Source organism: Paenibacillus sp. P36, assembly GCF_045866505.1.
GTDB lineage: Bacteria > Bacillota > Bacilli > Paenibacillales > NBRC-103111 > Paenibacillus_E > Paenibacillus_E chondroitinus.
In genome coordinates this window covers 7,335,427-7,361,972 of record NZ_AP038372.1, presented here as the reverse complement: position 1 = coordinate 7,361,972, position 26,546 = coordinate 7,335,427, and the positions used below count along the sequence as shown (strand labels likewise).

At 48.6% G+C, this 26,546-nt stretch carries 21 protein-coding genes; 18 read left to right on the top strand and 3 right to left on the bottom strand.

Annotation, left to right across the window (positions count from 1 at the left end; genetic code table 11):
- The first annotated feature begins 248 nt into the window (after nucleotides 1-248).
- The 11 genes from speD (at nucleotide 249) to hemG (ending at nucleotide 11,668) form a co-directional block, all read left to right on the top strand.
- Nucleotides 249-656, top strand: a complete 408-nt coding sequence (gene speD / locus ACKTT9_RS32235) for an adenosylmethionine decarboxylase (RefSeq protein WP_127455282.1) — start codon at nucleotides 249-251, stop codon at nucleotides 654-656.
- 117 nt (nucleotides 657-773) lie between these two features.
- A complete protein-coding gene (locus ACKTT9_RS32230; protein WP_127455283.1) occupies nucleotides 774-1,310 on the top strand; it encodes an S-adenosylmethionine decarboxylase in 537 nt (178 codons plus the stop codon).
- 156 nt (nucleotides 1,311-1,466) lie between these two features.
- Complete coding sequence (hemA, locus tag ACKTT9_RS32225) at nucleotides 1,467-2,870, top strand: glutamyl-tRNA reductase (RefSeq protein ID WP_407869216.1); 1,404 nt, start codon at nucleotides 1,467-1,469, stop codon at nucleotides 2,868-2,870.
- Nucleotides 2,871-2,903: 33 nt separating this feature from the next.
- Complete coding sequence (ccsA, locus tag ACKTT9_RS32220; protein ID WP_127455285.1) at nucleotides 2,904-3,737, top strand: cytochrome c biogenesis protein CcsA; 834 nt, start codon at nucleotides 2,904-2,906, stop codon at nucleotides 3,735-3,737.
- A gap of 2 nt (nucleotides 3,738-3,739) precedes the next feature.
- On the top strand, nucleotides 3,740-4,471 hold the full coding sequence (locus ACKTT9_RS32215) for a bifunctional precorrin-2 dehydrogenase/sirohydrochlorin ferrochelatase (RefSeq protein WP_407869215.1): 732 nt from the start codon (nucleotides 3,740-3,742) through the stop codon (nucleotides 4,469-4,471).
- Between the two features lie 13 nt (nucleotides 4,472-4,484).
- Complete coding sequence (hemC, locus tag ACKTT9_RS32210; protein ID WP_127455287.1) at nucleotides 4,485-5,432, top strand: hydroxymethylbilane synthase; 948 nt, start codon at nucleotides 4,485-4,487, stop codon at nucleotides 5,430-5,432.
- Nucleotides 5,433-5,437: 5 nt separating this feature from the next.
- Nucleotides 5,438-6,970: a uroporphyrinogen-III C-methyltransferase gene (gene cobA, locus ACKTT9_RS32205; RefSeq protein ID WP_407869214.1), complete on the top strand. Its 1,533-nt coding sequence runs from the start codon at nucleotides 5,438-5,440 to the stop codon at nucleotides 6,968-6,970.
- Nucleotides 6,971-6,999: 29 nt separating this feature from the next.
- Complete coding sequence (gene hemB, locus ACKTT9_RS32200; RefSeq protein WP_407869213.1) at nucleotides 7,000-7,995, top strand: porphobilinogen synthase; 996 nt, start codon at nucleotides 7,000-7,002, stop codon at nucleotides 7,993-7,995.
- 196 nt (nucleotides 7,996-8,191) lie between these two features.
- Nucleotides 8,192-9,256, top strand: a complete 1,065-nt coding sequence (hemE, locus tag ACKTT9_RS32195) for a uroporphyrinogen decarboxylase (protein ID WP_127455290.1) — start codon at nucleotides 8,192-8,194, stop codon at nucleotides 9,254-9,256.
- A gap of 1 nt (nucleotide 9,257) precedes the next feature.
- A complete protein-coding gene (hemH, locus tag ACKTT9_RS32190) occupies nucleotides 9,258-10,205 on the top strand; it encodes a ferrochelatase (RefSeq protein WP_407869212.1) in 948 nt (315 codons plus the stop codon).
- A complete protein-coding gene (hemG, locus tag ACKTT9_RS32185) occupies nucleotides 10,202-11,668 on the top strand; it encodes a protoporphyrinogen oxidase (protein ID WP_407869211.1) in 1,467 nt (488 codons plus the stop codon). Before hemH ends, hemG begins: the two co-directional genes overlap by 4 nt.
- Here the strand turns inward: hemG and ACKTT9_RS32180 are convergent.
- Nucleotides 11,665-12,324, bottom strand: coding sequence for a Crp/Fnr family transcriptional regulator (locus ACKTT9_RS32180; protein ID WP_407869210.1), 660 nt, complete (start codon nucleotides 12,322-12,324; stop codon nucleotides 11,665-11,667). The two genes, hemG and ACKTT9_RS32180, sit on opposite strands and share 4 nt — an antisense overlap.
- Before the next feature lie 72 nt (nucleotides 12,325-12,396).
- Here ACKTT9_RS32180 and hemL point away from each other — a divergent pair, with 72 nt between their 5' ends.
- Nucleotides 12,397-13,695, top strand: coding sequence for a glutamate-1-semialdehyde 2,1-aminomutase (gene hemL / locus ACKTT9_RS32175; protein WP_407869209.1), 1,299 nt, complete (start codon nucleotides 12,397-12,399; stop codon nucleotides 13,693-13,695).
- Nucleotides 13,696-13,788: 93 nt separating this feature from the next.
- Here hemL and ACKTT9_RS32170 read toward each other — a convergent pair whose 3' ends face one another.
- Nucleotides 13,789-15,297: a phosphodiester glycosidase family protein gene (locus ACKTT9_RS32170; protein WP_407869208.1), complete on the bottom strand. Its 1,509-nt coding sequence runs from the start codon at nucleotides 15,295-15,297 to the stop codon at nucleotides 13,789-13,791.
- A gap of 278 nt (nucleotides 15,298-15,575) precedes the next feature.
- Here ACKTT9_RS32170 and ACKTT9_RS32165 point away from each other — a divergent pair, with 278 nt between their 5' ends.
- The 6 genes from ACKTT9_RS32165 to ACKTT9_RS32140 all read left to right on the top strand — a co-directional run bounded on the left by ACKTT9_RS32165 (nucleotide 15,576) and on the right by ACKTT9_RS32140 (nucleotide 25,231).
- Nucleotides 15,576-16,472, top strand: coding sequence for an RluA family pseudouridine synthase (locus ACKTT9_RS32165; RefSeq protein ID WP_407869207.1), 897 nt, complete (start codon nucleotides 15,576-15,578; stop codon nucleotides 16,470-16,472).
- A 110-nt stretch (nucleotides 16,473-16,582) separates the two neighbouring features.
- On the top strand, nucleotides 16,583-17,686 hold the full coding sequence (locus tag ACKTT9_RS32160; RefSeq protein WP_407869206.1) for a LysM peptidoglycan-binding domain-containing protein: 1,104 nt from the start codon (nucleotides 16,583-16,585) through the stop codon (nucleotides 17,684-17,686).
- Nucleotides 17,687-18,218: 532 nt separating this feature from the next.
- Complete coding sequence (locus ACKTT9_RS32155; RefSeq protein ID WP_407869205.1) at nucleotides 18,219-20,888, top strand: valine--tRNA ligase; 2,670 nt, start codon at nucleotides 18,219-18,221, stop codon at nucleotides 20,886-20,888.
- Nucleotides 20,889-20,949: 61 nt separating this feature from the next.
- Nucleotides 20,950-22,335: a bifunctional folylpolyglutamate synthase/dihydrofolate synthase gene (locus tag ACKTT9_RS32150; RefSeq protein WP_407873159.1), complete on the top strand. Its 1,386-nt coding sequence runs from the start codon at nucleotides 20,950-20,952 to the stop codon at nucleotides 22,333-22,335.
- A gap of 7 nt (nucleotides 22,336-22,342) precedes the next feature.
- Nucleotides 22,343-23,731: a UDP-N-acetylmuramate--L-alanine ligase gene (gene murC / locus ACKTT9_RS32145; protein WP_407869204.1), complete on the top strand. Its 1,389-nt coding sequence runs from the start codon at nucleotides 22,343-22,345 to the stop codon at nucleotides 23,729-23,731.
- Between the two features lie 153 nt (nucleotides 23,732-23,884).
- Nucleotides 23,885-25,231 (top strand): SPOR domain-containing protein, encoded by a 1,347-nt coding sequence (locus tag ACKTT9_RS32140; protein ID WP_407869203.1) that lies wholly within the window; start codon nucleotides 23,885-23,887, stop codon nucleotides 25,229-25,231.
- 57 nt (nucleotides 25,232-25,288) lie between these two features.
- Here the strand turns inward: ACKTT9_RS32140 and ACKTT9_RS32135 are convergent, their stop codons facing one another.
- Nucleotides 25,289-26,527, bottom strand: a complete 1,239-nt coding sequence (locus ACKTT9_RS32135) for an N-acetylmuramoyl-L-alanine amidase (RefSeq protein WP_407869202.1) — start codon at nucleotides 26,525-26,527, stop codon at nucleotides 25,289-25,291.
- Nucleotides 26,528-26,546: the final 19 nt, after the last annotated feature.

The window sequence follows — 26,546 nt, the reverse complement described above, 5'->3', positions numbered from 1 at the left end:
AACAAGTTAAACGCCTTCTACATAGATTAGATATTGCGTGCTTGGATGAGAAGGGCTTTGGCAAAAAAAACTATTGCATTTCTCGTCGATAGATGTTATTTTTATTCTCGTTGAAACAATATAGGAACCAGGATTCACTCAGGACATTGAATGTTGCGAGAGATAATACCCTCGGGAAGTGAATGACGTAGGTCCTAGCGGATGAAATTTTTACACACATTTTATTCCTAGGAAGGGGGAACCGAAAGATGGAAACTGAATACTCAACTTTCGGAAGACACGTTGCTGTAGATACTTGGGGGGTAGATTTCGAACTTCTGAACAATGCAGAATGGTTGCAGGCTCAGATGGTAGAAGCTGCCGAGGTATGCGGAGCAACCGTACTATCTGTACAATCCAAGCAATTTGAACCACAAGGAGCAACTGTACTTGTTATGTTGTCCGAGAGTCATCTCTCCATTCACACTTATCCTGAGAGAGGTTTTGCCGCGCTTGACTGTTATACTTGCGGTGAGACAGTGGACCCTCAATTAGCAATTGATTTTATGGTATCCGTATTGAAACCAGAAACATTCCATGCGAAGAAACTAGTTCGCGGAATGGGTGAATTGCAAGTAGAAACTCCTGAAATTAAGCTAGCAGAGCTTGTGAAATAAGGTTCTGCACATAACAATAACGATGGCCACGGAGAAATCCGTGGTTATTTGTTTGTCCTTCTTCCCATACAATGTTATTGCGGCACATGTCCAATAAGGGAAGCGGGGAGTTAAGCAGTGAGACGAAAATTAACGAGAAAAGCAGTTCTGTACAGTATTGTTCTGTTTCTCATCATTTGGCCCATCTATCAACTGTCACAAATGCTTGGCCATCATAAAGAAAAACATGACGCATCCCATCTGCTTTATCAGGTTTCGTTATTTCAGATGGAACTGTTAATGAGCTACCTGGAGGAAGCCGCGCAAAGCAAAACGACGGATGAGCTGGCGGCGAGCCAGCAGGCCTTATACTCTGCGGGCTATACGCACGAACGTCTTGTACTGGCGGCAGGAGGATCGGATTATCTCACTCCCATGTCCAGTATGATACAGTTATCGCAGTACTTGCAGCGACTCCAGATCGGCGGTGAACGGGCATTAAAGCCTGATGAACTGCAAACGCTCAAAGAAGCGGGGCTGCAATATAAAAGCATGTATGAGATATATGAGAAAATCATGGCCTCCAATGGAGATATTGTGTCTTCCCAAAACACGAAACTGGCGGAGCTCGATAGCAATTTAACGGCTTTTCTCCGCAAAAAACTGCTTCAATAAATGGGCTTCTTGCCAATTCAGGTATAGGCGAGCCGAATGCTGTTAAAACTAACGAGCATAGTGAAGCATTCATAATTTATTCAAAAATTTTGTCGGATTGAATAGTTTGCTGTGCTATAATGTTCATAGAAAATGAAAGAAGGGCAGGTGGTACACTTGCATATCGTAACAGTTGGTCTTAATTATCGAACAGCTCCAGTTGAAATTCGCGAGAAATTTGCTTTTTCCGAACAAGATTTGCCGATCGCATTGGCGGAATTGAAAGAAACAAAAAGCATCTTAGAATGTGTAATTGTCGCCACCTGCAATCGCACGGAAATTTACGCCATTGTGGATCGACCACAGATGTGCAATCATTATTTAACACATTTTATTGAGCGGTGGTTCCAAGTTCCCAAGGCTCAGTTTCAGAAACATTTATATATGCATGAAAATGAGAAGGCGATTGAGCATTTATTCCGCGTAACCAGCGGTTTAGATTCTATGGTGATAGGGGAAACCCAAATTCTAGGACAGGTCAAAGAAGCTTTTTTATCGTCTCAAAAAATGAAAGCGACGGGTTCTTATTTCAACACGTTGTTTAAGCAATCCGTTACTTTAGCCAAAAAGGCGCATTCCGAAACGGGCATTAGCAATAATCCGGTTTCTGTTTCTTATGCTGCTGTGGAGCTCGGTAAGCGGATTTTTGGTACATATAACAATAAAACCGTTATGATTATCGGTGCCGGGAAGATGAGCGAACTCACGGTTAAGCATTTGTATGCGAACGGGGCTAACAAAGTTATCGTCGTTAACCGTACGTTTGAGCGTGCAGCCGAGTTAGCGGATAAATTCAACGGTATTCCGTGCACCATGGACAAAATGGCATCGTATTTGCCTGAGGTGGATATTATTATCTCCTCGACAGGTGCTCCGGGTTATGTTTTAACAAAAAATGATATTCAGTCTTATGTCCAAAAGAGAAAATCGCGCCCACTGTTCATGATGGATATTGCCGTGCCTCGTGATTTGGATCCGCAAATTAGCGAACTGCCGAACGTGTTCCTTTATGATATTGATGATCTGGAGCATATCGTTGATAAGCATTTGCAGGAGAGAAAGAAAGAAGCCGCCAAGATTGAGACAATGATTGAAACGGAAATCGGTGTGTTTGAACAGTGGACAAAGACACTTGGCGTAAGTCCGGTGATTAACGCTCTTCAGGCGAAAGCCAGCCAGATTCACGAAGAGACGATGGAAAGCATGCTGAATAAGCTGCCTGATCTCGATGAGCGTGAAATCAAAGTGATTCGTAAATTAACCAAGAGCATCGTGAACCAAGTGCTGCGCGACCCTATCCTGCGTATTAAGGAAATGGCGGGAGAACGCCATGGGGAAGAAGCACTCGACCTCTTCACGAAATTATTTGCCCTGGAAGAGACATTAGAACAACAAGAGCAAGCCAATCAATTAGCACAAGAGCTGGAAGCCGGGCAGAAAGCGCAGGAAGCGAAACAGCTTCTGGAAGAGAAACTGTCCGTACGCGGGTTACAAACCGCGGACATTCTGGCAAAATCTTGAGAATAAAGGCGCTAATCGCCTAGGAGAGGTGCCATGGTAACTCGTAGCTGGTTGTTTGATGCGATGATTTATATGTATGCCCTGAGCCTATTGTTTTACTTTTCGGATTTCGCGAATGCGAACCGAAGCGCAAAACGGATGGGGACGGGGCTCCTTTTATTTGTATGGGTCCTTCAGACCGCGTATTTAGCAATTAACTTATACAATCATTTAACAGAGTGGGCATTTGCCGGGACAGACGTCCTGTTTATGTTTTCATGGTTGATCGTGTCTATTTCCTTGCTGGTCAACCGATTTTTCCGAATCGAATTGTTCGTGTTTTTTGTTAACGTTTTTGGTTTCGCCATACTCGCCTTAAACATATTTGGAAACCCGAATGTCATGCCGATCAAAGCTGGTTGGGACGTCAACGATGAGCTCTTATTTATACATATTTCCCTAGCGATCGGCAGTTACGTGGCATTTTCCATTGCAGCAATCTTCTCTTGCATGTATGTGTTTTTACACAATATGTTAAAGGCTAAAAAGTTTTCTCAAACAGTGATGCGATTGCCGTCGCTTGAGAAAATTGAGCATTATACGTATTTTTCCGTCATTATCGGAGCTCCATTGCTGCTGATGGCGTTAAGTCTTGGCGTGGTTTGGGTTGTCCTGGAGGGGAATCACAATTTACTCTATGATCCGAAGGTGATTAATTCATTCTTTGTGCTCGCCGCCTATGCGTTCTATTTATTTCAACAGAAGTCGATGCGGATTTCCGGCTACAAGTTAGCCGCTTGGAACCTGGCTGCTTTTTTCATTGTCGTGGTTAACTTTGTTGTTTCCAATTTAGTTTCCGGTTTTCACGACTGGATATGGAGCTATTGAACATGAAGCACCCGTACCCGATTATGGTGAATCTCGCGGGAAAGCAATGTTTGGTAATTGGCGGTGGTCCTGTTGCTGAACGTAAGGTTTTCTCATTGCTCGAAGCTGGGGCCCAAGTGACAATGATCAGCATGGAATTCACGGAGGGATTAGTCGAACTGGGCAATCATTCGCAAGTAGTCCTGCACAGGCAGACGTTTCATCCGTCTATGATGACCAGTGAAGAATTTATGCCTTTTACACTGGTAGTTGCGGCAACTAACAGCGCTGAAGTAAATGCACAAGTCTATGAATTTGCAACGGCGCAAGGGAAGTTGGTCAACGTTGTGGATCAGCCGGAACTTAGCTCGTACATACAACCTTCAGTTGTACGAAGAGGGAAGCTGGTGATTGCCGTTTCAACCGGGGGAGCAAGTCCTTCGGCAGCACGTAAAATCGCCCGGGAGCTGGATAACAATTACGGTGAGGAATACGAGATTTATCTTGATTTTCTCAGCGAAGTACGGCATCTCGTTCAAAGTAAAATAGCGGACAAGCAAGCCAGACAGCGAATGTTCAAAGAAATGCTGGACTGGGACGTGCTGGACAAAATTCGTGACGGTTCGTTCAACAGTTGGAAGGACAAGCTTTACTTGGCGATAGAAAGAGGACCTTGGCCGAATGGATTAGCAGGTCAAGTGGATACAGACCGGCCTTCATGGTCAACGATTACAGATTTCGGACAGCGAGTTTAGGAGGCGGGTAGAGATGAGAACCATTATTGTAGGTACTAGACAAAGCGCACTAGCGTTAACCCAAACGGGGCAGGCGGTAGAGCTCTTAAAGCAGCTTGCTGCGGAGCACGGGATTGACTGTCAATTTGAAATTAAGAAAATTGTCACGAAGGGCGACCGTATTTTGGACGTAACCTTATCCAAAGTAGGGGGCAAAGGGCTATTCGTCAAGGAAATCGAACAGGCGCTTACGGACGGCGAGATCGACATTGCTGTCCATAGTATGAAAGATATGCCCTTCGAGCTTCCCGAAGGGCTTGTGGTCGGAGCGATACCGAAGCGTGAGGATCCGCGCGATGCGCTTATCACGCGCGGATACGGCTCCCTGCAGGAGCTGCCGCAGGGCGCGCTTGTAGGCACCAGCTCGCTGCGCCGTGCCAGCCAGCTGCAGCATCTCCGCCCGGACCTCCGCATCGAGTCGGTCCGCGGTAACATTGATTCGAGGCTGCGCAAGCTCGATGAAGAGAACTTCGATGCGATCATGTTGGCCGCAGCCGGTTTGCACCGGATCGGCTGGCAGGATCGCATCAGCGCGTACTTGCCGCCCGAAGAGTGCCTCCCTGCCGTCGGGCAGGGGGCGCTCTGCATCGAGTGCCGGGGCGGCGATGCTTTCGTGATGGACCTGCTGGGCAAGTTCCAGCATGAGCCTACTGCGCTCGCGGTGCGAGCAGAGCGGGCATTCCTCGGCAGACTCAACGGAGGCTGCCAGGTGCCGCTCGGCGCTTACGCGAGCGTAAGCGAAGAAGGCAGCGGGTCTGAAGGACCGCTGCTGACGCTGACAGGCATGGTCGGAACGCCGGATGGCGCGACCATGCTGAAGGAAACGGCTTCCGGGCGTGATCCGGAAGCGCTTGGCGAACTTATTGCTGGCAAACTGATTGAACAAGGCGCTGAACGTATCCTAGCTGAGGTAAGGGAGTGAGCCACTTGAACAAGGGAAGAGTTTATCTCGTTGGCGCGGGTCCTGGCGACCCGAAGCTGATCTCGGTTCGTGGTTTGGAAGCCATTCAGAAAGCAGATGTCATTGTCTATGATCGTTTGGCGAATCCCCGTTTACTCAAGCATCGCAGACCGGATGCTGAGCTGATTTTTGTCGGCAAGCTTCCGGACAAACATATTTTAAAGCAAGAAGAAATCAATCATTTACTCGTAGATTTGGCTTTGCAAGGCAAGGTCGTGACGCGTCTAAAGGGCGGTGATCCCAGCGTTTTCGGACGTGTGGGGGAGGAAGCGGAGCTGCTTGCAGAGCACGATGTGACTTATGACATCATTCCGGGCATTACGTCTTCCATTGCCGTTCCGGCTTATGCGGGCATTCCAGTCACACATCGTAATTTCACGTCGTCCTTCGCGATTATTACGGGTCACGAGTATCCCAATAAAACGTATTCCGGTCTGGACTGGGAGCATCTGGCCAAAGCAATCGGCACGATGGTCTTCTTAATGGGTGTTGCGAATATCGAACAAATCAGCCGTGAATTAATACGCTGCGGCAAGCCCCCTGAAACGCCGGTTGCATTGGTCAGATGGGGCACTTGGGCTGACCAGGCAACCATCACAGGCACGCTCTCCGACATCACGGAGAAGGTGAGAGAAGCTGAATTCAAATCGCCGGCTGTCATTATTGTCGGTGAGGTTGTGAAGCTGCGCGAGAAGCTGGCTTGGGTTGAGAAGAAGCCGTTGTTTGGCCGTCGGATTTTGGTGACACGCGCTAGAAGCCAAGCCAGCGAGCTGGTTGATCTGATCGATGACCTCGGCGGAGAAGCTGTCGAGTTCCCGGTGATCAAGCTGCAGCCGCCAAGTCGTCCTGAAGCCCAGCAAGCATTGGACGAGGCTTTAGATGAACTTCATACTTACGATTGGATTTTATTGACCAGTGTGAATGGGGTGGAGTTTTTCTTCAACCGGCTGCGCGAGCGGAGGATCGATGTTCGCAGAATGGGCAAAGCCCGCATTGCGGCTGTTGGCCCCAGAACGGCTGAGGCGCTTGCTGAGCGAGGCATTATCGCCGATGTACTTGCAAGCAAATATCAGGGTGAAGGCATGCTGGAGGCCATTCAGGCTGATCTGATAGCCGGTCAGAAGGTCCTGCTGCCAACAGCCGATTTGGCGCGTGATTATTTGCCCGCTAAGATGCGCGAGCTTGGCTTGCAAGTCACGGAAGTTGATGTATACGAGAATGTGCTCACAGTGGATGACGGAGATGAAATCATTCATCTGCTGCAAAATCATAGCATTCATATTATTACTTTTACGAGCTCATCCACCGTTACGAATTTGATTGAAGCCTTGAAGCAGCTTGGCATTGAAGAGCCTTTATCTCTGCTGCAAGGTGTTGAAATTGCCTGTATCGGACCCAAAACCGCAGAAACGGTAAGTCAATATGGACTGCCGATTACGTATATGGCTGAAGAGGCCACCATTGCTTCACTTGTTCAAAGCATGATTCAACCTAAATAATGGCATTAAAAAAGGAGGCGGAATCTTCTATGAGTTTCCCCATTGTTCGTAATCGCCGCTTACGCGGTAATGCAGCTATTCGTAATTTAGTTCGTGAAAATCAGGTGACGGTCAATGATCTGGTTCAGCCTATTTTTGTAACCCATGGCACGAACGTAAAGTCCGAAATTGCTTCTATGCCTGGTGTTTACCATCTGTCATTAGACATGCTGAAAGCCGAAATTGACGAAATTACATCGCTAGGTATCCAAGCCATTCTCCTGTTCGGAGTTCCCGACTTCAAGGATGCTAAAGGCACATCCGCTTACATGGATGAAGGTATCGTGCAGCAAGCAACGCGTTTTATCAAAGAATTGAACCCGAACTTGCTCATTATTGCAGATACTTGTCTGTGCCAGTTTACAGATACAGGGCATTGCGGTGTCATTCATCATCATCCGATTACAGGCGCAGCCGACGTTGCGAATGATGCCTCCCTTGAGCTTCTGGTCAAAACGGCGGTTTCCCAAGCGAAAGCCGGTGCTGATATTATCGCCCCATCGAATATGATGGACGGTTATGTTCATGCGATCCGTTCCGGATTGGACGAAGCAGGCTATGAAAATACACCGATCATGGCCTACTCGGTGAAGTATGCGTCAGCTTATTACGGGCCGTTCCGGGATGCTGCACATTCCACACCGCAATTCGGCGACCGCAAAACGTATCAGATGGATCCTGCGAACGGAAGAGAAGCGCTGCGTGAAGCGGAAAGCGATGTTGTAGAAGGCGCTGACTTCTTAATGGTGAAACCGGCTCTTGCTTACATGGACGTCATTCGGATGCTCAAAGATAATTTCGACCTGCCAGTCGTGGCTTACAATGTGAGTGCTGAGTACTCCATGATTAAGGCTGCTGCCCTGCAAGGATGGGTTAATGAAGAAGCGATCGTGATGGAAACCATGCTGAGCTTCAAGCGCGCCGGTGCAGATATTATCCTGACGTACTTTGCCAAAGATATTGCCCGCTATTTGAAAAACAGCTAATTTTAAAAGTTAGAACCATCCACCTAGAAGGCGCAGCCAGGCAGTTTCCCGAGGAAATTGAACCGCTGCCACACCTAGTAGCGGGTGGTTCTTTTGTCATACATTTGTCGCAAAACGTAAGCTTACGTCGGTTGTGACAGGGGTATAATTAGGGCATAATGAATGAGAATAGATGGAAACCAGAGGAAGGTGCCTCATGAGCTACAACGACAATTTTATTAAAGCGTGCCGGAAAGAACAGGTGGATACGCTGCCAGTATGGTACATGCGCCAAGCTGGTCGTTACGATCCGGATTATCGGAAAATTAAAGAAAAGTTCACTCTGCTCGAGATTTGCAAACAGCCGGAGCTTGCTGCAGAAGTTACGATGATGCCCATTAAGAAGCTTGGTGTTGATGCGGCAATTTTATATTCAGACATTATGAATCCTGTTGCTTCACTTGGGATCGATTTTGATATTGTCAAGGATGTTGGTCCAGTTATTCATACACCGGTTCGGACGGCGCAGGATGTTGAACGTTTGCGTCCGATTGATGTGGACAAAGACTTGTCCCATATCATTGAGACGATCCGCATTTTAGACAAAGAGCTTGAAGTTCCGCTGATTTCATTCGCCGGCGCGCCATTTACGATTGCCAGCTATTTGATTGAAGGGAAGCCGTCCAAGAGCTATATTCGTACGAAGCAGCTTATGTACTCTGAACCTGCTGTTTGGTTTGCGCTGATGGATAAACTTGGTGACATGGTGATTACTTATTTGAAATCCCATATTGCCGCAGGTGCGAAAGCTGTTCAAGTATTCGATAGCTGGGTAGGGGCGTTGTCTCCTGCAGATTTCCAAGTGTATGTATTGCCTACAATGGAGCGGATTTTCAAGGAGCTGTCTCACTTGAAGGAGCCGAAAATCTATTTCCCAGGCGTAAGCTCAGGCGAATTGCTTCCTTATTTGCACAATCTGCAAGCGGATGTCATTGGTTTGGACTGGCGTATTCCGATTCCGGTAGGACGTGAGCGGGTAGGCGAGCGCTTCGCGGTGCAAGGCAACCTGGATCCTTATATCCTAACGGCTCCTATGCATGTCATCGAGCAGCAGGCGAAAGCGATTATGGATGAGGGCATGAAGAAGCCAGGTTATATTTTCAACCTTGGACATGGGTTATTCCCGGAAGCGTCGCTGGAAAAGCTCAAAGATTTGACGGCATTCATTCATGCGTACTCGCATTCCGTGTTAACTCAACAAGCAGAAAAGAGTGGTGTTTAGGATGACAAAACGTCGTGTTGGTGTATTAGTCATGTCCTACGGGACACCGGAAAGTCTTGATCAGGTGGAAGCGTATTATACGCATATTAGACGCGGGCATCCGCCTACGCCTGAGCAGCTGCACGAATTAACTGCGCGTTATGAAGCGATTGTAGGCGGGTTCTTCCCACTGCGCGAAAATACGAATAAGCAGGTCAAAGGTCTTGAGGACACATTGTGCGCCGAGCATCCGGAAGTTGAGTTTGTGTGCTATCAAGGCTTGAAGCACGCTCAGCCGTATGTTGAAGACGGTGTGGAGCAAATGGTCAAAGACGGGATCACAGAGGCTGTAGGAGTCGTTCTGGCCCCTCACTACTCGACGATGAGCGTTGGCGGCTATGTGAAGAGGGCGAAGGACAAGGCAGAGGAGCTTGGACTTAAGATGAGCTTCGTTCTGGATTACCATCTTCATGCGAAATTGATTGATGCTCTGAGCACTCGGGTCGAAAAGGCGCTAACGAAGTTCAATGTTGCGGAGCGGAGTGACATCCGTGTTATTTTTACGGCACATAGTTTACCTGAGAAAATTCTCGAAATGAAAGATCCATACCCGGATCAATTGCTTGCGACTTCCAAAGCTATCGCTGAACGCGTACAGTTGACCAATTGGCAGTTCGGTTGGCAAAGCGCAGGCCAAACGGCCATGCCATGGCTCGGACCTGACATCTTGGACGTTCTCAAGCAAATTCATAAAGAAGAGGGCGTGAAGAACGTTCTGCTCTGCCCAATCGGTTTCGTATCCGATCATTTGGAAGTTCTTTATGACATTGATATTGAAGCGCAGGCTTTGGCTAAGGAGCTGGGCTTGCATTTAGAACGAACGGAATCGCTTAATACGGACCCGTTATATATGCAAACACTTAGTGATGTTGTTTACACCAAATGGCAGGAAGAAAGTAAACAGTCATGAGTACCCCTACACCTCACTACATGATCGTTGGCGGGGGGATTACTGGACTTAGCGCTGCGTTTTATCTAAAGAAACGTTTGGAAGCGGAAGGCAGGCCATTTCGTATTTCTGTGGTGGAAAAAGCGGCGGCGTTTGGCGGGAAAATTCGTACGATCGAGAAAGAGGGCTTCGTTATTGAAAAGGGGCCTGACTCCTTTCTTGCCCGGAAGCGGCCTATTATTGATCTGGCGTATGATCTTGGACTTGAGCAGGAGCTTACTGGCACGAATCCGAAGGCCAAAAAGACGTATATTGTGCGTCAAGGCAAACTGCATCGGATGCCTCCGGGTTTAGTGCTTGGGATTCCGACACAAATGACTCCGTTCATGAAAACAGGTCTCATCTCTCCGCTTGGCAAAGTGAGGGCAGCTTTAGATCTGGTTTTACCTAAGCGTGAAATAACGAATGATGAGTCTTTAGGACATTTTTTGGAACGCCGATTAGGCAAGGAAGTATTGGAGCGAATTGTGGAACCGTTGTTAGCGGGGATTTATGCGGGAGATACGTTCAATCTCAGCTTGAAATCAACGTTTCCTCAATTCCGAACGATGGAGCAGAAGCATCGCAGCTTGATCCTCGGCATGATGGCGAGCCGCAAAAACGTCCCGGAAGAAACGGCACATTTGCCTGCAGCGATTCGTAGTTCGGTTTTCGTCACGTTCAAGAAAGGGCTCCAGTCGCTTGTTTCGGGCTTAGTGGCAGCACTGGAGTCAGCGGACTTGCGAACGGGGTTAGGGGTTGCTTCTATTCGTCAGGCAGGACAGCAGACAGAGGTCTTATTTGAAGATGGCAGCAGCGAAATCGTCGATGGCGTGATTGTAACGTCGCCGACTTATCAGGCTGCCCAAATGTTGGGTCACTTCCCTCCAGCAAGCGAATTGAAGAAAATCGATTATATTTCCGTAGCGAATGTCATCATGGCATTTGATCGGAAAGATATTCCGTTTGAACTGGACGCCTCGGGCTTTCTAGTTCCGCGAAATGAGGGCAGCACGATCACCGCGTGCACGTTAACCTCCGCCAAGTGGCTGCACACGGCGCCAGAGGGCAAAGTGCTGCTGCGCTGCTACATCGGCCGCTCAGGCGAGCAGGAATGGCCTGCATGGTCTGATGAGCAGTTGATCAGCAAAGCGCGCCATGATCTGCGTAACTTGCTCGGTTTAACGGCTGAGCCGCTGTTTACGGAAGTAACGCGTCTCAACCATTCAATGCCCCAATACCCGGTAGGTCATCTGGAGCAGATTGCGCGCTTCCGCGAAGAGCTGAATGCCGCAATGCCACAGGTTCTGGTGACAGGGGCAGGTTTCCACGGGGTTGGTCTTCCTGACTGCATCAGGCAGGGGAAAGAGGCTGCCTGGCAGCTTGCAGACCGTATCATACATCAATCCGCTAAGGAGCCGGCTGTAACCTCCGCCTCCGTCTAGCGCAGCTTGGCCAGATCCAACTTGAAGTCCGAAGGGGAGATGGCCAAGATTTGTTTTTCCTCTAGATCGCGAATCACTTGCATGAGGATCCCCTTTTGCACACCGGCGAGCTGAGAAATTTCATCGTAATTGAGCACGAGCTTGATGGTGATCTGGTTCTCTGAGCGAATGCCATGTTTGTTAGCCAATGTAATCAAGCTTTTGATAACCCGAGTTCTGGCGTCTAAAAAGGTTAAATCATAGACCTGCTGATTCGTATCGCGCAGCCGGTTGCTGAGTTCTTGCATAATGACCAATGTGATATCAAAATGGTTGCGCAGCAGCTCGAGGAAGTTTTGCGCTGTCATGGAAAGCAGCACACAGTTTTCCAAGGTTTGCGCCGAGGCTGACCGCGGCTTGCCGTCAATCAGAGACAGCTCGCCGAAGCTCTCGCCGGATTTGCAGATGGACAGTATTTTCTCCTCGCCGGAGCTGCCGGTTGTGAAGATCTTAACGGACCCGCTGACAACCATATAAAACACGTTGCCGATTTCTTTTTCGGAAAAAAGGACGGTATTCCCTTTGTAAGAGCGTCTTATGCAAATCTGTGCCAGCGCGTTCTGCTGATTTTCATTGAGCCGAGCGAATAAAGGGACTTTTTTAATATAATCAAGCATGTCAGGTACCGCCTTTTTATAGGTATAATGTCAATATTTTAGCATAGAAAGTTTAACGGGGGGTATTAAATTATGGAAAATTCGAGCAGAATCGACACGCGCTCTGCAGCCGCTTTTCAAGAAGCCAAGAAGGTCATTCCCGGTGGTGTCAACAGTCCTGTTCGCGCCTTTAAAGCGGTGGGACTCACACCGTTGTTTATGGAGAAAGGTGTTGGATCCCGCGTTACGGATATCGATGGCAACACGTTTATTGATTATGTAGGTTCTTGGGGACCGCTTATCGTTGGACATGCTCATCCTGCGGTGCTGGAAGCGATTAAAGCGACTGCCGAGAAGGGGACGAGCTTTGGCGCTCCGACGCTTCTGGAGACTCAGATGGCGCAGCTGGTCATTGATCGTGTGCCGTCAATTGACATGGTTCGAATGGTAAACTCCGGTACAGAAGCGACGATGAGCGCATTGCGATTGGCTCGCGGTTATACGAAACGCGACAAGATCGTTAAGTTCGAAGGAAGCTACCATGGTCACGCGGATGCGCTGCTGATCAAAGCGGGTTCCGGTGTAGCTACGCTGGGCTTGCCTGATAGTCCGGGTGTCCCTAGCAGTGTGGCAAGTAACACCATTACAGTGCCTTATAATGATCTGGCTTCTGTACAGTTAGTGTTTGAGAAGTTCGGTGAAGAAATCGCCGCTCTGATCGTTGAACCGATTGCTGGCAATATGGGCGTTGTCCCTCCAGCACCGGGGTTCTTGGAAGGACTACGTGAAATTACGAAGCAATATGGTTCCTTGCTTATCTTCGATGAAGTGATGACGGGCTTCCGCGTTCACAAGAACTGCGCACAAGGCCTGTACGGCGTTACACCGGACTTAACGTGTCTGGGTAAAGTAATAGGCGGCGGGCTTCCTGTAGGCGCTTATGGAGGCCGTCTGGACATCATGGAGCAAATGGCTCCGGCTGGTCCGATCTATCAAGCGGGTACGTTGTCCGGAAATCCACTGGCGATGGCAGCAGGGTATGCCACATTGTCGCTACTGGGCGAGCCGAATGTCTACGAGGAGCTGGAGCGCAAATCCGCCATGTTGGAAGCCGGATTTACGCGCAATGCTGCTGAATTCGGTGTGGCAAGCACGATTAATCGTGTAGGCTCGATGATTTGTCCGTTCTTTACCGAGACGAAGGTCACGAATTATGAGACGGCCAAAACGTCCGATCTGGCGAAATTCAATGCTTACTTTGGCCATTTGCTTGATCTAGGCGTATCGGTTGCGCCTTCGCAGTTTGAAGGGATGTTCGTATCTACGGCGCATACGGATGAAGATATCGCGGCGACGATTGATGCTCATCGCGAAGCGTTGAAAAGATTGTAAGACCAGCATGGACAACAAAAGAGGCTGTATCTGAGTCATCTACAATTGATGACTTCGGATACAGCCTCTTTGGCGGTCTTATGTAGCCCGGACCTATTCGGTTTTCACTGGAGGACTAGTCACGGGCTGAGATGGGTTTGCAGCGTTATTGTTACCCTGCTGCTGGCCCTGCGAAGCGTTCGAGCTCGGCGTCGGTGTTGCGCTCGGTTTTGGTGTTGCGGAAGCTCCTGTCGAGGAGCCTCCGGAACCTGTTGTGCCGCCGCCTGTTCCCGGTGTCGGCGTCGGAGTTGCTGATGACGCTGGTGGAGTCGGCGTTGGTGTTGATGTTGGTGTTGTCGTCGGTGAAGTTTGCGGTTTCCCCGTCGAAGTTGGTTTGCCAGAACCGTTATTTGTTTCTGAAGGATTCTGTGATGTCCCGCCATTCTTGACTGGATCATTGCTGGATTCAGGCTTTTGGGACGGTGTCGGAGTAGCTGTTGGTTTCGGTGTTGCTTTTGGCGGATGCGCCTTGAGTTCAGCTTGTTCTTTCAAGAAATCAGGGTGATCGTAAGCGCCGCCTGGATCGATGGTGGTCAGTCCTGCCCAAACATTTTTCACTTTTACTTCATCCGGATGATCGAAAACAAGGAAGGCTGACGGCAAGCGGCGCTCGCCATAACGGCTGGAAGGACTCGTGATCAACTCATCGTTGTAAACCATCTCGGAAGAAGCTCCGCCATCCAGGAAGCCTGCATTAATAACGCCGTCTGCCAGGAAAATATCCTGTACTTCTTTCAGGGTTGCACCCACACTGTGAGTTTGACGGCCGTCGATGACGATGAAAATAACGGTGCCGTCTGCTTTTTGGCCTACAGCCGTACGAGGAGCGCGTCCCCAACCGCCATCTCCGCTTGTAATAAGCGGTTTGCCGTTTGCGATAACACGCGGATAGAATGAAACCGCATCTGTAACGCCTAGCTTCAATAGATCGTCAATCGTATATTTTCCAATAATGAGCGTACCTTCTTTGGTAAACCCAACAATATGCTGTGGAATGCTGCCTTCTTGGTCGGTATAAAGAATTTCCCCGCCGGACATAATAGCTCCAATTGGGGCAAATCCGTTTCCTAAACCGTCCGGATCGTTAAATCCTCCGCCGTTGACGCCTGCGACAGCGCCTGTGCGCTGAACCATGGAGGTGATTCTTTCGCCTTCGCCTTGCTTATCAGGAACGACAACGCGAATCGTACGCGGATCGTAAACATACATCTTTTTACCTTTCCAGAATTGACCGGAAATATCTTCAACCTTCACGAGGCTTTCTATGGAACGGTTCGTATTGAACTGAACAGCTTGCAAATCTTGTTTTTCTACCGAGTTAACTTCTGTTAAATTTTGCATTTCAAGAACCATCTGGTCTCTGCGCTGGGCGCCTACGAAGATCCAGGCCCAATCCCGGTGCTGCGTGGTGATGACCGTTTTGGCTAAATACTCGCGAATGAATGTCCCCGGTGGGGTCAGAAATAAAAAGCTTGAAGTAAGGAATGTACATACAGCTATAACAAGTAAAGTGCGCTTCAACCAACTATAGTTGCGAAAATGATCTAAAATTGAACTGCCCAAGTTGTTCCTCTCCTGCTCTAGTATTCTATTTGATGATTCAATGTCGAAAAAAATCAATACTAGACTTATATTATCATATTTTTGCATGCAATTGATATTGGTAATTGTTAAAATAAAATGTACGCCATCCAGTATTCATATCCAATATCCATAAGGAGTTATTGATCCATGAAACGTTACTACTTTTTTGATTTTCCTATAGATTTAATGGCTTTGACCTTCTTGTTTCTACTGATTCTACTTGCTATCGTCATTTCTTTTCATAGAGGGACACGTTCATGACCGTGTGGAAACGCAGCGGGGAATGGCTGGAACTTCCTCTCCCGAGTGAAACATGGAAACCCTTGAAGCCAGGTAGCGTTGATGAAATTGCTGCTTTGCTGCCGGTTCCGCGCAAGTATTTTCTGCGCTTGGCTTCCCAAGGGCGTATCCGTGTGCAAGACAATCAGGTAAGGCTTCATGTGTTTGCGAACGAAGAGGCTGCGTTCCGAGCTGAACGCCAAGCCGTCGACGTCCTGTTCGAGGACGATTTCTGCCTTGTCGTTAATAAGCCGGCAGGCATGTCGGTGCATCCTTCCGAAGCAGGTCAAGGCGGTACGCTGGCTTCTGCCGTAGCCTATTATTATGAATCGACCGGTCAAGCCTGCGCCGTGCGGCATATCCATCGTTTGGACCAGGATACGACTGGCGCTGTTTTATATGCCAAAAATGAATGGGCACATGTTCTGCTTGATGAAGCCATGCGCGATAAACGGATCGATCGTCGTTATGTCGCTCTGGCCCAAGGAATTTTCAAAAGAAAGCAAGGAACAGTGGACGCGCCAATCGGCAAAGACCGGCATCAATCGGGCAAACGCAGAGTGACAGCAGGCGGCGATCAAGCCGTGACGCACTATCAAGTGCTTCGCCAATTGAACCAAGCTGCGCTTGTGGAACTGGAATTGGAAACAGGGCGTACGCATCAGATTCGGGTACACCTAAGCCACTTGGGGCATCCGCTTGTTGGCGACGTCTTGTACGGGGGATCTTCCCGTTTGTTTCATCGCCAAGCCCTGCATGGAGAGAAGCTTACGTTCGAACATCCTATTACACAAAAGCTGATTGAGGTTCATGCGCCGCTTCCGCTTGATTTCCGGCAATTGCTGGACAAAGTCGAGTCGACAACAAAAATGTAGTCATGCCTCGCCCTTACCACCCATATACTTAGAAAGACAAACAAGTAAATGGACCAGCAATCCGAGAATGCCTTCGGCATCCGGGTTTGATGGAAGGGAGGATTAATCCGGTGTCTGAACAACAACCAGGTCTGAGATTCGATATCTACGAACGTGTTCATTTGCAGGAGGATTTAGCGGGGATACAAGAGTTGAATGATGTAGAATTGGTTCCTCACATTCAGGTGCTTACTTTGGATAATCAGGCGATCCTTAAAGGAAACTTGCTGCTTACAGGCAACTATGCCAGCGAAGAAGGGGGCGCACCGCGACTACTTGAACATTTGATTCCGGTAGAGATCACACTGCCCCTGAATCGCATTCATCGTGTAGAAGACATTCAAGTGGATATTGAGAATTTTGACATTGATTTATTATCAGCAAGAAGTTTGAATGTAACAGGTGTGTTATCTCTGCAGGGCGTCGAAATTGTTTCGGCTCCGGTCGAGAGCTGGCGAGAGGAAGAGGAAGTTACGTTCGTGCATGAGATTAATTTCCCACGGTACGAGCCGCCGCCTGCCAACTATCCGACTCAGCCGATTCAAGAGAATCCGTCGATTCAACCGATCCCAATGCCTTATATGCAGCCGACTCCCCAGGTTCAGGAGCCAATAGAACAACAGATGCCAACACCTACACAAATGCCTACACAAATGCCAGTGAATGAAGAGCCCGTTCCTGAGCTTTTGCACCCTTCGTCGATTGAGGAAGACGACTGTGAGGACGGCGGCTCGGCAGTCGTAGATATTGAGCAAACGGAATTGAAGGTGAGCCCCCATTCGGACAGCACGGTTGTTACGGAGGAGAAAAAGGATCTCAAAGTTGCGTTCGGGAAGAAGGCCAACGAGGCTGTCGATCTCAACCCGTACGGCCTCAAGTCGCTGCTCTCGAAAGCGGGCTCGTACCTCACGGACAAGAGGCGGGCTGAGGAGGAAGCGCAAGCTGCTCTCGCCGAGGAGTCGCGGATAGATGCCGTTGAGTGGAAGCGCCTGTTTCTTCAGAACCAAACGAATTCGCAAGAGTTCAGAAAGCTGAAAATGTGCATCGTACAAAAAGAAGAAACGTTAGAGACGATTGCCAAGCGCTATCAGCTCAACCCGCGTGAGCTGCAGCTATTGAACAGGCTCGGCGATCAAGAGATTTCCGTAGGGCAGGTTATTTATCTCCCTAGATAATAAGCTGGATACATAGGCAAGAGCCTCTGGCCGTTTTCACGGCTGGGGGCTCTTCATTTGTTGCGGAACATCTTTTTTGAAAGCGGCATATTTTACTCATAAACGGTAATACTTGAATGATATATTGACTCTATTTCAAATGTTCGTTATCATATGATGTAATCCTTTTGAGTAATATTGGAAACGTTGATAGGGAGTAGTAGGCGGAATGCCCTTCAGAGAGTGGAACTGCAGCGCTGAAAGGTTCCATAGGAAGCAACCGAACGAAGTCGCCCTGGAGTTGTGAATGTGACGGGAAGCGCCCGCGATCCGCGGAGTTGCTCACTTAGCATTTGCCGGCCGCAGCCGTTATCTGTTTGAGAGCCACGCGCTTCATATTGAAGCTGCGCGGAATAAAGGTGGTACCACGGAAGCAAGCCTTTCGTCCTTTGCGGGCGGAGGGCTTTTTTTGTTTGATTTAACCTAGCAGACGAGCTTAATGACAGGCCTCAAAAGCCTATTTAACAGAGATAACAGTAATGGAGGTAATCTTATGACCGAAGCGAATGAAACGAAAGAGCAATTGCAAATGCCTACCACGTACGACCCCAAAGAAGCGGAGCGAAAGTGGTACGATTACTGGATTAAAAATGAGTTTTTCAAAGCGGGCGGTCGTCCGGACGCGGAAACCTACACCATTGTGATTCCGCCGCCTAACGTAACAGGTATGCTGCATATCGGGCATGCGCTTGATTTCACGCTTCAGGATATTTTGGTTCGTACGAAGCGGATGCAAGGGTATGACACGCTATGGCTGCCTGGTTCCGACCATGCGGGCATTGCGACACAAACGAAAGTGGAACAAAAGCTTCGCGAAGATGGCCAATCCCGCTATGATCTGGGACGCGAGAAGTTCCTGGAGAAAGTTTGGGAATGGAAAGAGCAGTATGCGAACACGATTCGCGAGCAGTGGGCTAAAATGGGCTTTTCTTTGGATTATTCCCGTGAGCGTTTCACGCTGGATGAGGGGTTGTCCCAAGCCGTTCGTGAAGTTTTCGTCAGCTTGTATGAAAAAGGACTTATTTACCGCGGAAACTATATTATTAACTGGGATCCTGCGGCTCGCACGGCGTTATCAGACATTGAAGTTGAATATAAAGAGGTTCAGGGCGCACTTTACCATTTGTCTTACAAAACGACAGACGGCCTGGATTCCATTGTTGTCGCTACAACGCGTCCTGAGACGATGCTTGGAGATACGGCGGTTGCTGTACATCCGAAGGATGAGCGTTACAAGCATTTGATCGGCAAGAAATTGCTGCTTCCAATTGTAAACCGCGAGATTCCGGTTATTGCAGACGAGTATGTTGAGAAAGAATTCGGAAGCGGCGCTGTGAAAATTACACCTGCTCACGACCCGAACGATTTCGAAGTAGGAAAACGCCATGATCTGCCGCAAATTCTTGTCATGGATGAAACGGGTACGATGAATGCGAATGCGGGCCCTTACCAAGGCAAAGATCGTTTCGAATGCCGCAAGCAAATCGTTGCTGATCTGAAAGAACAAGGCGTTCTGATCAAAATCGAAGAGCATGTTCACCAAGTAGGCCACAGTGAGCGCAGCGGGGCAGTCATCGAGCCGTACTTGTCCACGCAGTGGTTCGTAAAAATGCAGCCGCTTGCCGATCAAGCGATCGATGCGCAAAAATCAGGCAAAGGGGTCAATTTCGTACCAGACCGCTTTGAGAAGATTTATTTGAACTGGATTGAGAATGTTCGTGATTGGTGTATTTCCCGTCAGCTATGGTGGGGTCACCGCATTCCAGCTTGGCACTGTGCGGATTGCGGCCAAATTACAGTATCCCGTGAGGACGCTTCAGCATGTACACACTGCCAAAGCACGAATCTGAAACAAGATAACGATGTTCTTGATACATGGTTCAGTTCAGCTCTATGGCCGTTCTCTACATTGGGCTGGCCGAACGATACGGAAGACCTTAAACGTTACTATCCTACGAATGTTCTAGTAACGGGTTATGATATTATCTATTTCTGGGTAGCTCGCATGATCTTCACGGCCCTTGAATTTACGGAGCAAATTCCGTTCAAAGACGTGTTGATGCACGGACTTGTACGCGATTCCGAAGGCCGTAAGATGTCCAAATCTCTTGGTAACGGCGTAGATCCGCTAGAAATAATTGAGAAGTATGGCGCAGATGCTATGCGCTATATGATATCTACGAGCAGCACGCCAGGGCAAGATCTCCGTTTCCGCATAGAGCGAGTGGAGCAGGCTCGCAATTTTGCCAATAAGATCTGGAATGCATCCCGCTTTGCGCTTATGAATCTTGAAGGCGTTAAGGCTGAAGATATCGACCTGACTGGCCAACTTGGCACAGCCGATCGCTGGATTCTGCATCGTTTGAATGAAACAGTTCGCGATGTAACTCGCTTGATCGACAGCTATGAATTCGGTGAAACCGGCCGCTTGCTGTATAATTTCATCTGGGATGACCTGTGCGATTGGTACATTGAGTTCAGTAAATTGAGCCTATACGGCACAGATGCAGCTGCGAAGAAGAAGACGCAATCCGTATTAGCTTACGTGCTTGATCGTACACAGCGCCTTATTCATCCGTTCATGCCGTTCATCTCCGAAGAAATTTGGCAGCATTTGCCGCATGAAGGCGAAACGATTACGCTTGCTTCTTGGCCGACTGAGAACCCGGCGTTCGAGTCTCCGGATGCTGTTCGCGAGATGGAGCTGCTGATGGATGCCATCCGTTCCGTTCGTAACATCCGCGCAGAGGTTAACGTTCCGATGAGCAAAAAGGTTGAGCTGTTGGTCAAACCGGCAAGCAGTGAGACGCAAAGTATTCTTCAAAGGAACGAAGAGTACCTGAAGCGTTTCTGCAACACATCCCTGCTGCAAATCGACGCCGAAATGGGCGCACCGGAGAAAGCGATGACCGCAATCATCACAGGAGCAGAGCTGTTCTTGCCGTTGGCAGGGCTGATCGATATCGCGCAAGAACTCGTGCGTTTGGATAAAGAACTGCAAACTCTGCACGGGGAAGTTGAACGTATCGAGAAAAAGCTGGGCAATGAGGGCTTTGTGGCCAAAGCGCCTGCGAAGGTGATCGAGGAAGAAAAGGCTAAGCTTGCAGATTATGCGGATAAGCGGGATAAAGTGATTGCTCGTTTAGCGGAATTAAAGGGATAATTTCAATAAAACCAACGATTGCCTAGTTACGTATACAAGGTGATTCATATAGTAAATGAGGATGAGATCGATGAACGAATTCAAAGACAACCATCCGGCTGCTTTCCAAAGCGCGCAAGAAGCGATCGCTTGGATTGTCGGGCGGATGGAGAAACTCGGTATCAAACCGGGACTCCAACGGATGCAGATGTTGATGGAGAAACTCGGTCACCCTGAACGCAGATTGAAATTCATTCATGTGGCGGGTACGAATGGCAAGGGCTCTACATGCGCTTATTTAACCTCTGTCTTGCGGGCATGCGGGTATGATGTGGGGACGTTCACGTCCCCGTATTTGGAGAAGTATACGAATCGTATCCAAGTGAACGGTGAGGATATTCCAGATGCTGATCTGCTTAGACTGGTGAATGACATGAAGCCTGTGATTGACGAGATTGCTGAAACCGAACTCGGCGCTCCGTCGATGTTTGAAATTTCTACGGCGCTCGCTATTATGTACTTCGGCAAGGTGGCTTATCCCGATTACGTCGTATGGGAAACAGGCTTGGGGGGAAGGCTGGATAGCACGAATATCGTGAATCCGGTCGTAACCGTCATTACCAATGTGGGTCATGACCATATGGACATTCTGGGAGATACCATCGAAAAAGTAGCTGCTGAAAAAGCGGGTATCATTAAAGCCGGTGTCCCTATTATTACGGCAGCCCAGCCTCATGAAGGCTGGAGTGTTATCGAACAAACGGCGAAAGCCAAGAAAGCGACGCTTTACTCGCTTGGAGATCAATTCAATTACGCGAATGTGACGAGTCAATTGGATCTTCAGACCTTTGATTTCACGGGTCCATTCCGGCCGATTCCGGGCGTGCCGATTTCGCTGAATGGCGAACATCAGCTGAAAAATGCCGCTGTAGCCGTGATGACGCTGGAAGTACTTCGTCAATACTATGCATGCATTGTGGACGATGAGGATTTGTACAAAGGGCTGAAAGAGACTCGCTGGCCTGGACGGCTTGAGATGATTTCGAACGAGCCTCGTGTATTGCTCGATGGTGCGCATAATCCTGAAGGTGCCGCGACACTTGCTGCAGCGCTTCAAACCGTCTATAGCTACCGAAAGCTGAATCTCATGATGGGAATGCTTTCGACAAAGAATCATACGGGCTACCTCAGGCATATACTACCATTGGTGGATACACTTATCATTACGGAACCCGATTTTCATAAAAAAGGGGATGCCGAGATGCTCGCGGAGCTAGCACGTGAACTTCTTCATGATATGGGCCGTCAGGTGGATATCGTGGTTGAGCGCGATTGGAAGCGGGCATTAGAAATCCTTACAAGCAGAACTGAGCAGGATGATCTGGCGGTCGTATCCGGCACGCTGTATTTAATCTCTGATGTTCGTTCTTGGATTACCTATCAAACCGATTCTGAAAAAGGATGGTGAGAACGGCGTGAGTCAAGCAGAACACGTACATTTTATAGGCATCGGCGGATACGGCATGAGTGCTATTGCCAAAGTCATGCTTGAAATGGGTTACCGGATTTCCGGTTCCGACCTGGCACACCAAGAGTTAACGGAAAAGTTAAAAGCGAAGGGTGCGCAAGTTTTCATAGGGCATGAAGCTCGCAATGTATCAGGTGCTGATTTGGTTGTTTATTCGACAGCCTTATCCAAAGATAATGTGGAGATGCAAGCGGCGGAGGAATTAAACATTCCGGTCATTCACCGCTCACAGATGCTGGCAAGACTTATGAACGAACGCAAAGGCATTGCGGTTGCAGGAGCACACGGCAAAACGACGACCTCCTCAATGATCGCTTTGGTTATGGAAATTTGCGGAATAGATCCGACTTATATTATCGGCGGCGAAATCATGAATGTGGGCAGCAATGCCAAAGCAGGCAAGGGTGAATTCGTTGTAGCGGAAGCCGATGAAAGCGATGGTACGTTCCTTCAATATCATCCAACGCTTGCTCTAGTAAATAACATTGAAGCTGACCATTTAGAGAACTATAATGGCGACTTCGAGAATTTAAAGCAAGCTTATAAGCAATTCCTCAGCCAAGTAAGACCTGGCGGAAAAGCGATTGTTTGTCAAGATGATATGTTTTTACGTGAGATGATTCCAGCTATTCAAAGCGAAGTCATCACGTATGGAATAGATAATGACGCTGACTATGTAGCCAGCGACATTTCGTTAGGCGACCGCAAGGTTACGTTTAACGTTCACAACAAAGGCTCGCTGCTTGGGCAGGTTAGCTTATCTGTACCAGGGAAGCACAACGTATATAACGCATTGGCGACATTGATCACATGCCTGGAAGCGGGACTGCCTTTTGAGAAAATTGCTGAGGCTATTCAAGAGTTCCGGGGGGCGAAGCGTAGATTCCAGGTGCTCGGGGAAGTAGAGAACATCCTGGTCATTGATGACTATGCGCATCATCCGACTGAGATACAAGCAACAATCTCTGCTGCCAAGGCAACAGGCAAACGGATCATTGCCGTTTTCCAACCTCAACGCTATACGCGTACCTATTATTTATTTGAGCAATTCAGCCGCTCCTTTGATGAGGCGGACGAGGTGATTATTACCGATATTTATTCTCCTGCGGGCGAGAAGCGGATTGAAGGAGTAGATTCAGCTAAACTAGTTGAATTGATCAAGAGCAATAGCAATCCTAATGTTCAGCACATCGCCACAAGGGAAGATGTTCTTGGGTATTTAATCGATCATGTACAGCCAGGTGATTTGGTGCTGACGATGGGTGCCGGGGATATTTGGAAAGCGGCCGACGGTTTAGCGAAGTCACTGCGCAAGAAATACGAGACGAACGGTTAGAGGAAAGATCGCTGTAAGCCAATTGGCTGGAGGCGGTCTTTTTTTGCTTAACCAAACATATTTCAATTCTCTCAATCATAATCTAGTAACAGAAGATTTGGACAAGATGACGGCGGGTCCGTTTCCAAATACATTTTATGAGGAGTGAATGGAATGAGTAAAGCAAGAATCACGTATCGTTTCGACACCAAGGAGCCGTCAGAATCGAACCGTAAAGCGTCGCGAGTACCCGGTCCTGAAGAAAAGGTGATTCCACTCTATCAGGAAGAGTATAAGGTTGTAACGAATCCTCCCAATGACGGGCAAAACTCAGAGGAGATAACATCCTATCAACAAGCTGAGAGAGAGCAAGTAGAGAGCTTATTTGAACCGCATGCGCTGAATATGTTTACTACGGATTTCGGCAGCTGGAACAGCCAGATTGAGACAGAAGGCGAAAGAGTCGAGCGAATTATCCGCGAGTCTCAGGCCATCCGGGAACAGCAAGTGAGGACAGAGGTTCCTGTCCAAAGACCAGAGCCGATAACAGAGCAAAATCGTGATGAATGGTCGAGCTGGACGCCTAAGGGGCCTTATATCGAACCGGAAGTTGGCACTAGATATGCTAAATCAAACGGTGCGCCTTGGATTCGTATTGCAACCTCCGTAGCAGGAGCTGTCGTGACGGGAGTCGCTTTCGGATTCTTTGTCCTCTCGATGTTCTCGCCATCTGACCGCACCCCGACGGACACAGCGCCCGGCAAGACTACGATTGCTGTTCCTTCCGCTAACGTAGCGGCTGTTCCTTCGAAAGCGCCGGGGGGTGCTACCAAAACAGGCACAGATCAAGCAGCTGGCTTGCCTGCAACGGCTGGCGCTGTCACACCGGTTCAAATTCCGGCTAAATCCTATACATTCCTGCAAAATGGGGTGTTCAGCTCCATGCAGGGCGCTCAAGCCATCCAGGATACGCTGAAGAAGAAAGGCTTGGCATCCGCCCTGGACAGTTCGGATAAGCCCACGGTTTTTGTAGGATTTGCCAATAACAAAGACGACGCCACAGCCTTGAGACAACAAGTCCAAACCGTGGATAAAACGATAGAAGTGTATATCAAAAGCTTAGACATCCCGGCAGTGACAGGAATTCGTTGGGGCGGCCAAAAACCCGATTCAGTGCCTGCCTTCCTAACGGAAGCAAATAAGCTTGTGAATACAATCAATGAATTGGCACTTATTCATCTGGCTGAAACGAAGCCTAGCGCGCTTTCGGATAGCTCGCTGCAAACGATTCACACTTCTCACCAATCGTTGACTACGTTGTCTACGGCGCTAAATGAAGGCTTAAGCGATGACGCCAAGCCTATCGTCCAAAAGATGACTTCCTCCTTGAACAGTGCCGTGCAATCGATGGATGAGTACAAGAAAAGCCCTTCCACGGCGATGCTCTGGCAAGCTCAAACATCCATGATGCAGTACATTCTGGCACAGAAAGATCTGCTGAAGAAAATAAGCGTTTCTTAACTTGAAAAAAACAGGTGTCCTCAGAGCTCATCGGAGCTTTGAAGATCACCTGCTTTTTTATTTTGTGAAGTAACGATCTAACAGGGCAGCCATCTCTGCGCGTGTCATCGTTTGCTCCGGTTTGAACGAAGTATCAGTGATTCCGTTAATGATACCCTTCTGTTTCAACGTATAAATGGCTTTGGCGCTCCACAAATCCGCTGGCACATCGTCAAAAGTTGCCTTAGGGGCCGGGCTTTGCCCACCGCTTTTTGTAGACAATTGAATGAGGCGGTCGAAAAGATAAGCGACTTCGCCACGGGTGATCGGTTGTTCAGGGCGAATCGTTCCATCGGCATATCCTTGAAGCAGATTTAATTGTTGCGCTTTGGCGAAAATAGGGCTTGCCCAGTAAGAAGCCGGCAAGTCTTTGTACGTTTGATCAGCCGTCTGGCAGCTATATACCGCTGAGGTGACGGTTCCACTTGGCGTACAAGCCGTTGCGAGTTTATCGAATGAAAACGCCCGATCCATCAATGTGAGGAATTCCGCTCTTTTCAAAGCGCGATCCGGTTGATACTGATTGTATATTCCGTCAATAATGCCTTTATTTTTCATACGCAGAATGGACTCTCTTGCCCAATGCCCAAGGGTATCTGTGAACAAGGGCGGCGCATAGCCCGCAATGCCGTTCGCAATCCCAACGGCCATTTTCGCTCGAACGGAGTCGCTTGCAAGCAATGCTGCATCATTGGGTTGGTTTACAAAAGCAGTTTCCACAAGAATACTTGGAATGCTGCCCATTCTCGCTACGTAAACCGCGCTTGGAACTAAACCTAAGTTCTTCGTGCCGGCTGCCGAAACCAAGGAATCCAGAACATGCTGGGCCAAATCTTTACTGTAGGGTGTCAACTGTTTCATTTTGTCGCTTGCGGGATAATCTTCTTGGGGGTAATCGTTGTCGTAGTAAAGCACCATACTGCCTCTGGTTATGCCGTTCGGATGTGAATTGGCGTGGACGGATACGAATAAATCCGCTTGCAAGGCATCGGTGAAATTCACGCGCTCCGCGAGTGACCAATACGTGTCATCGGTTCTTGTCAGGACGACCTCGTAACCTCGCTTCGTTAGCTCGTCCCGCAGCTTTTGCGTGATGTCGAGATTGACATCTTTCTCCTTCAAACCGTTCACGCCCAAGGCACCGGGGTCGCTTCCGCCATGTCCGGCATCAAGAACGATTTTATAGGCAAAAGCTTGATAAGGAAACGCTATCGTAAGTATAAAGGTGAGCAAAATAAGTCTTTTAAGTAAAGTCATAAGTTGAAGTACCTCCAAA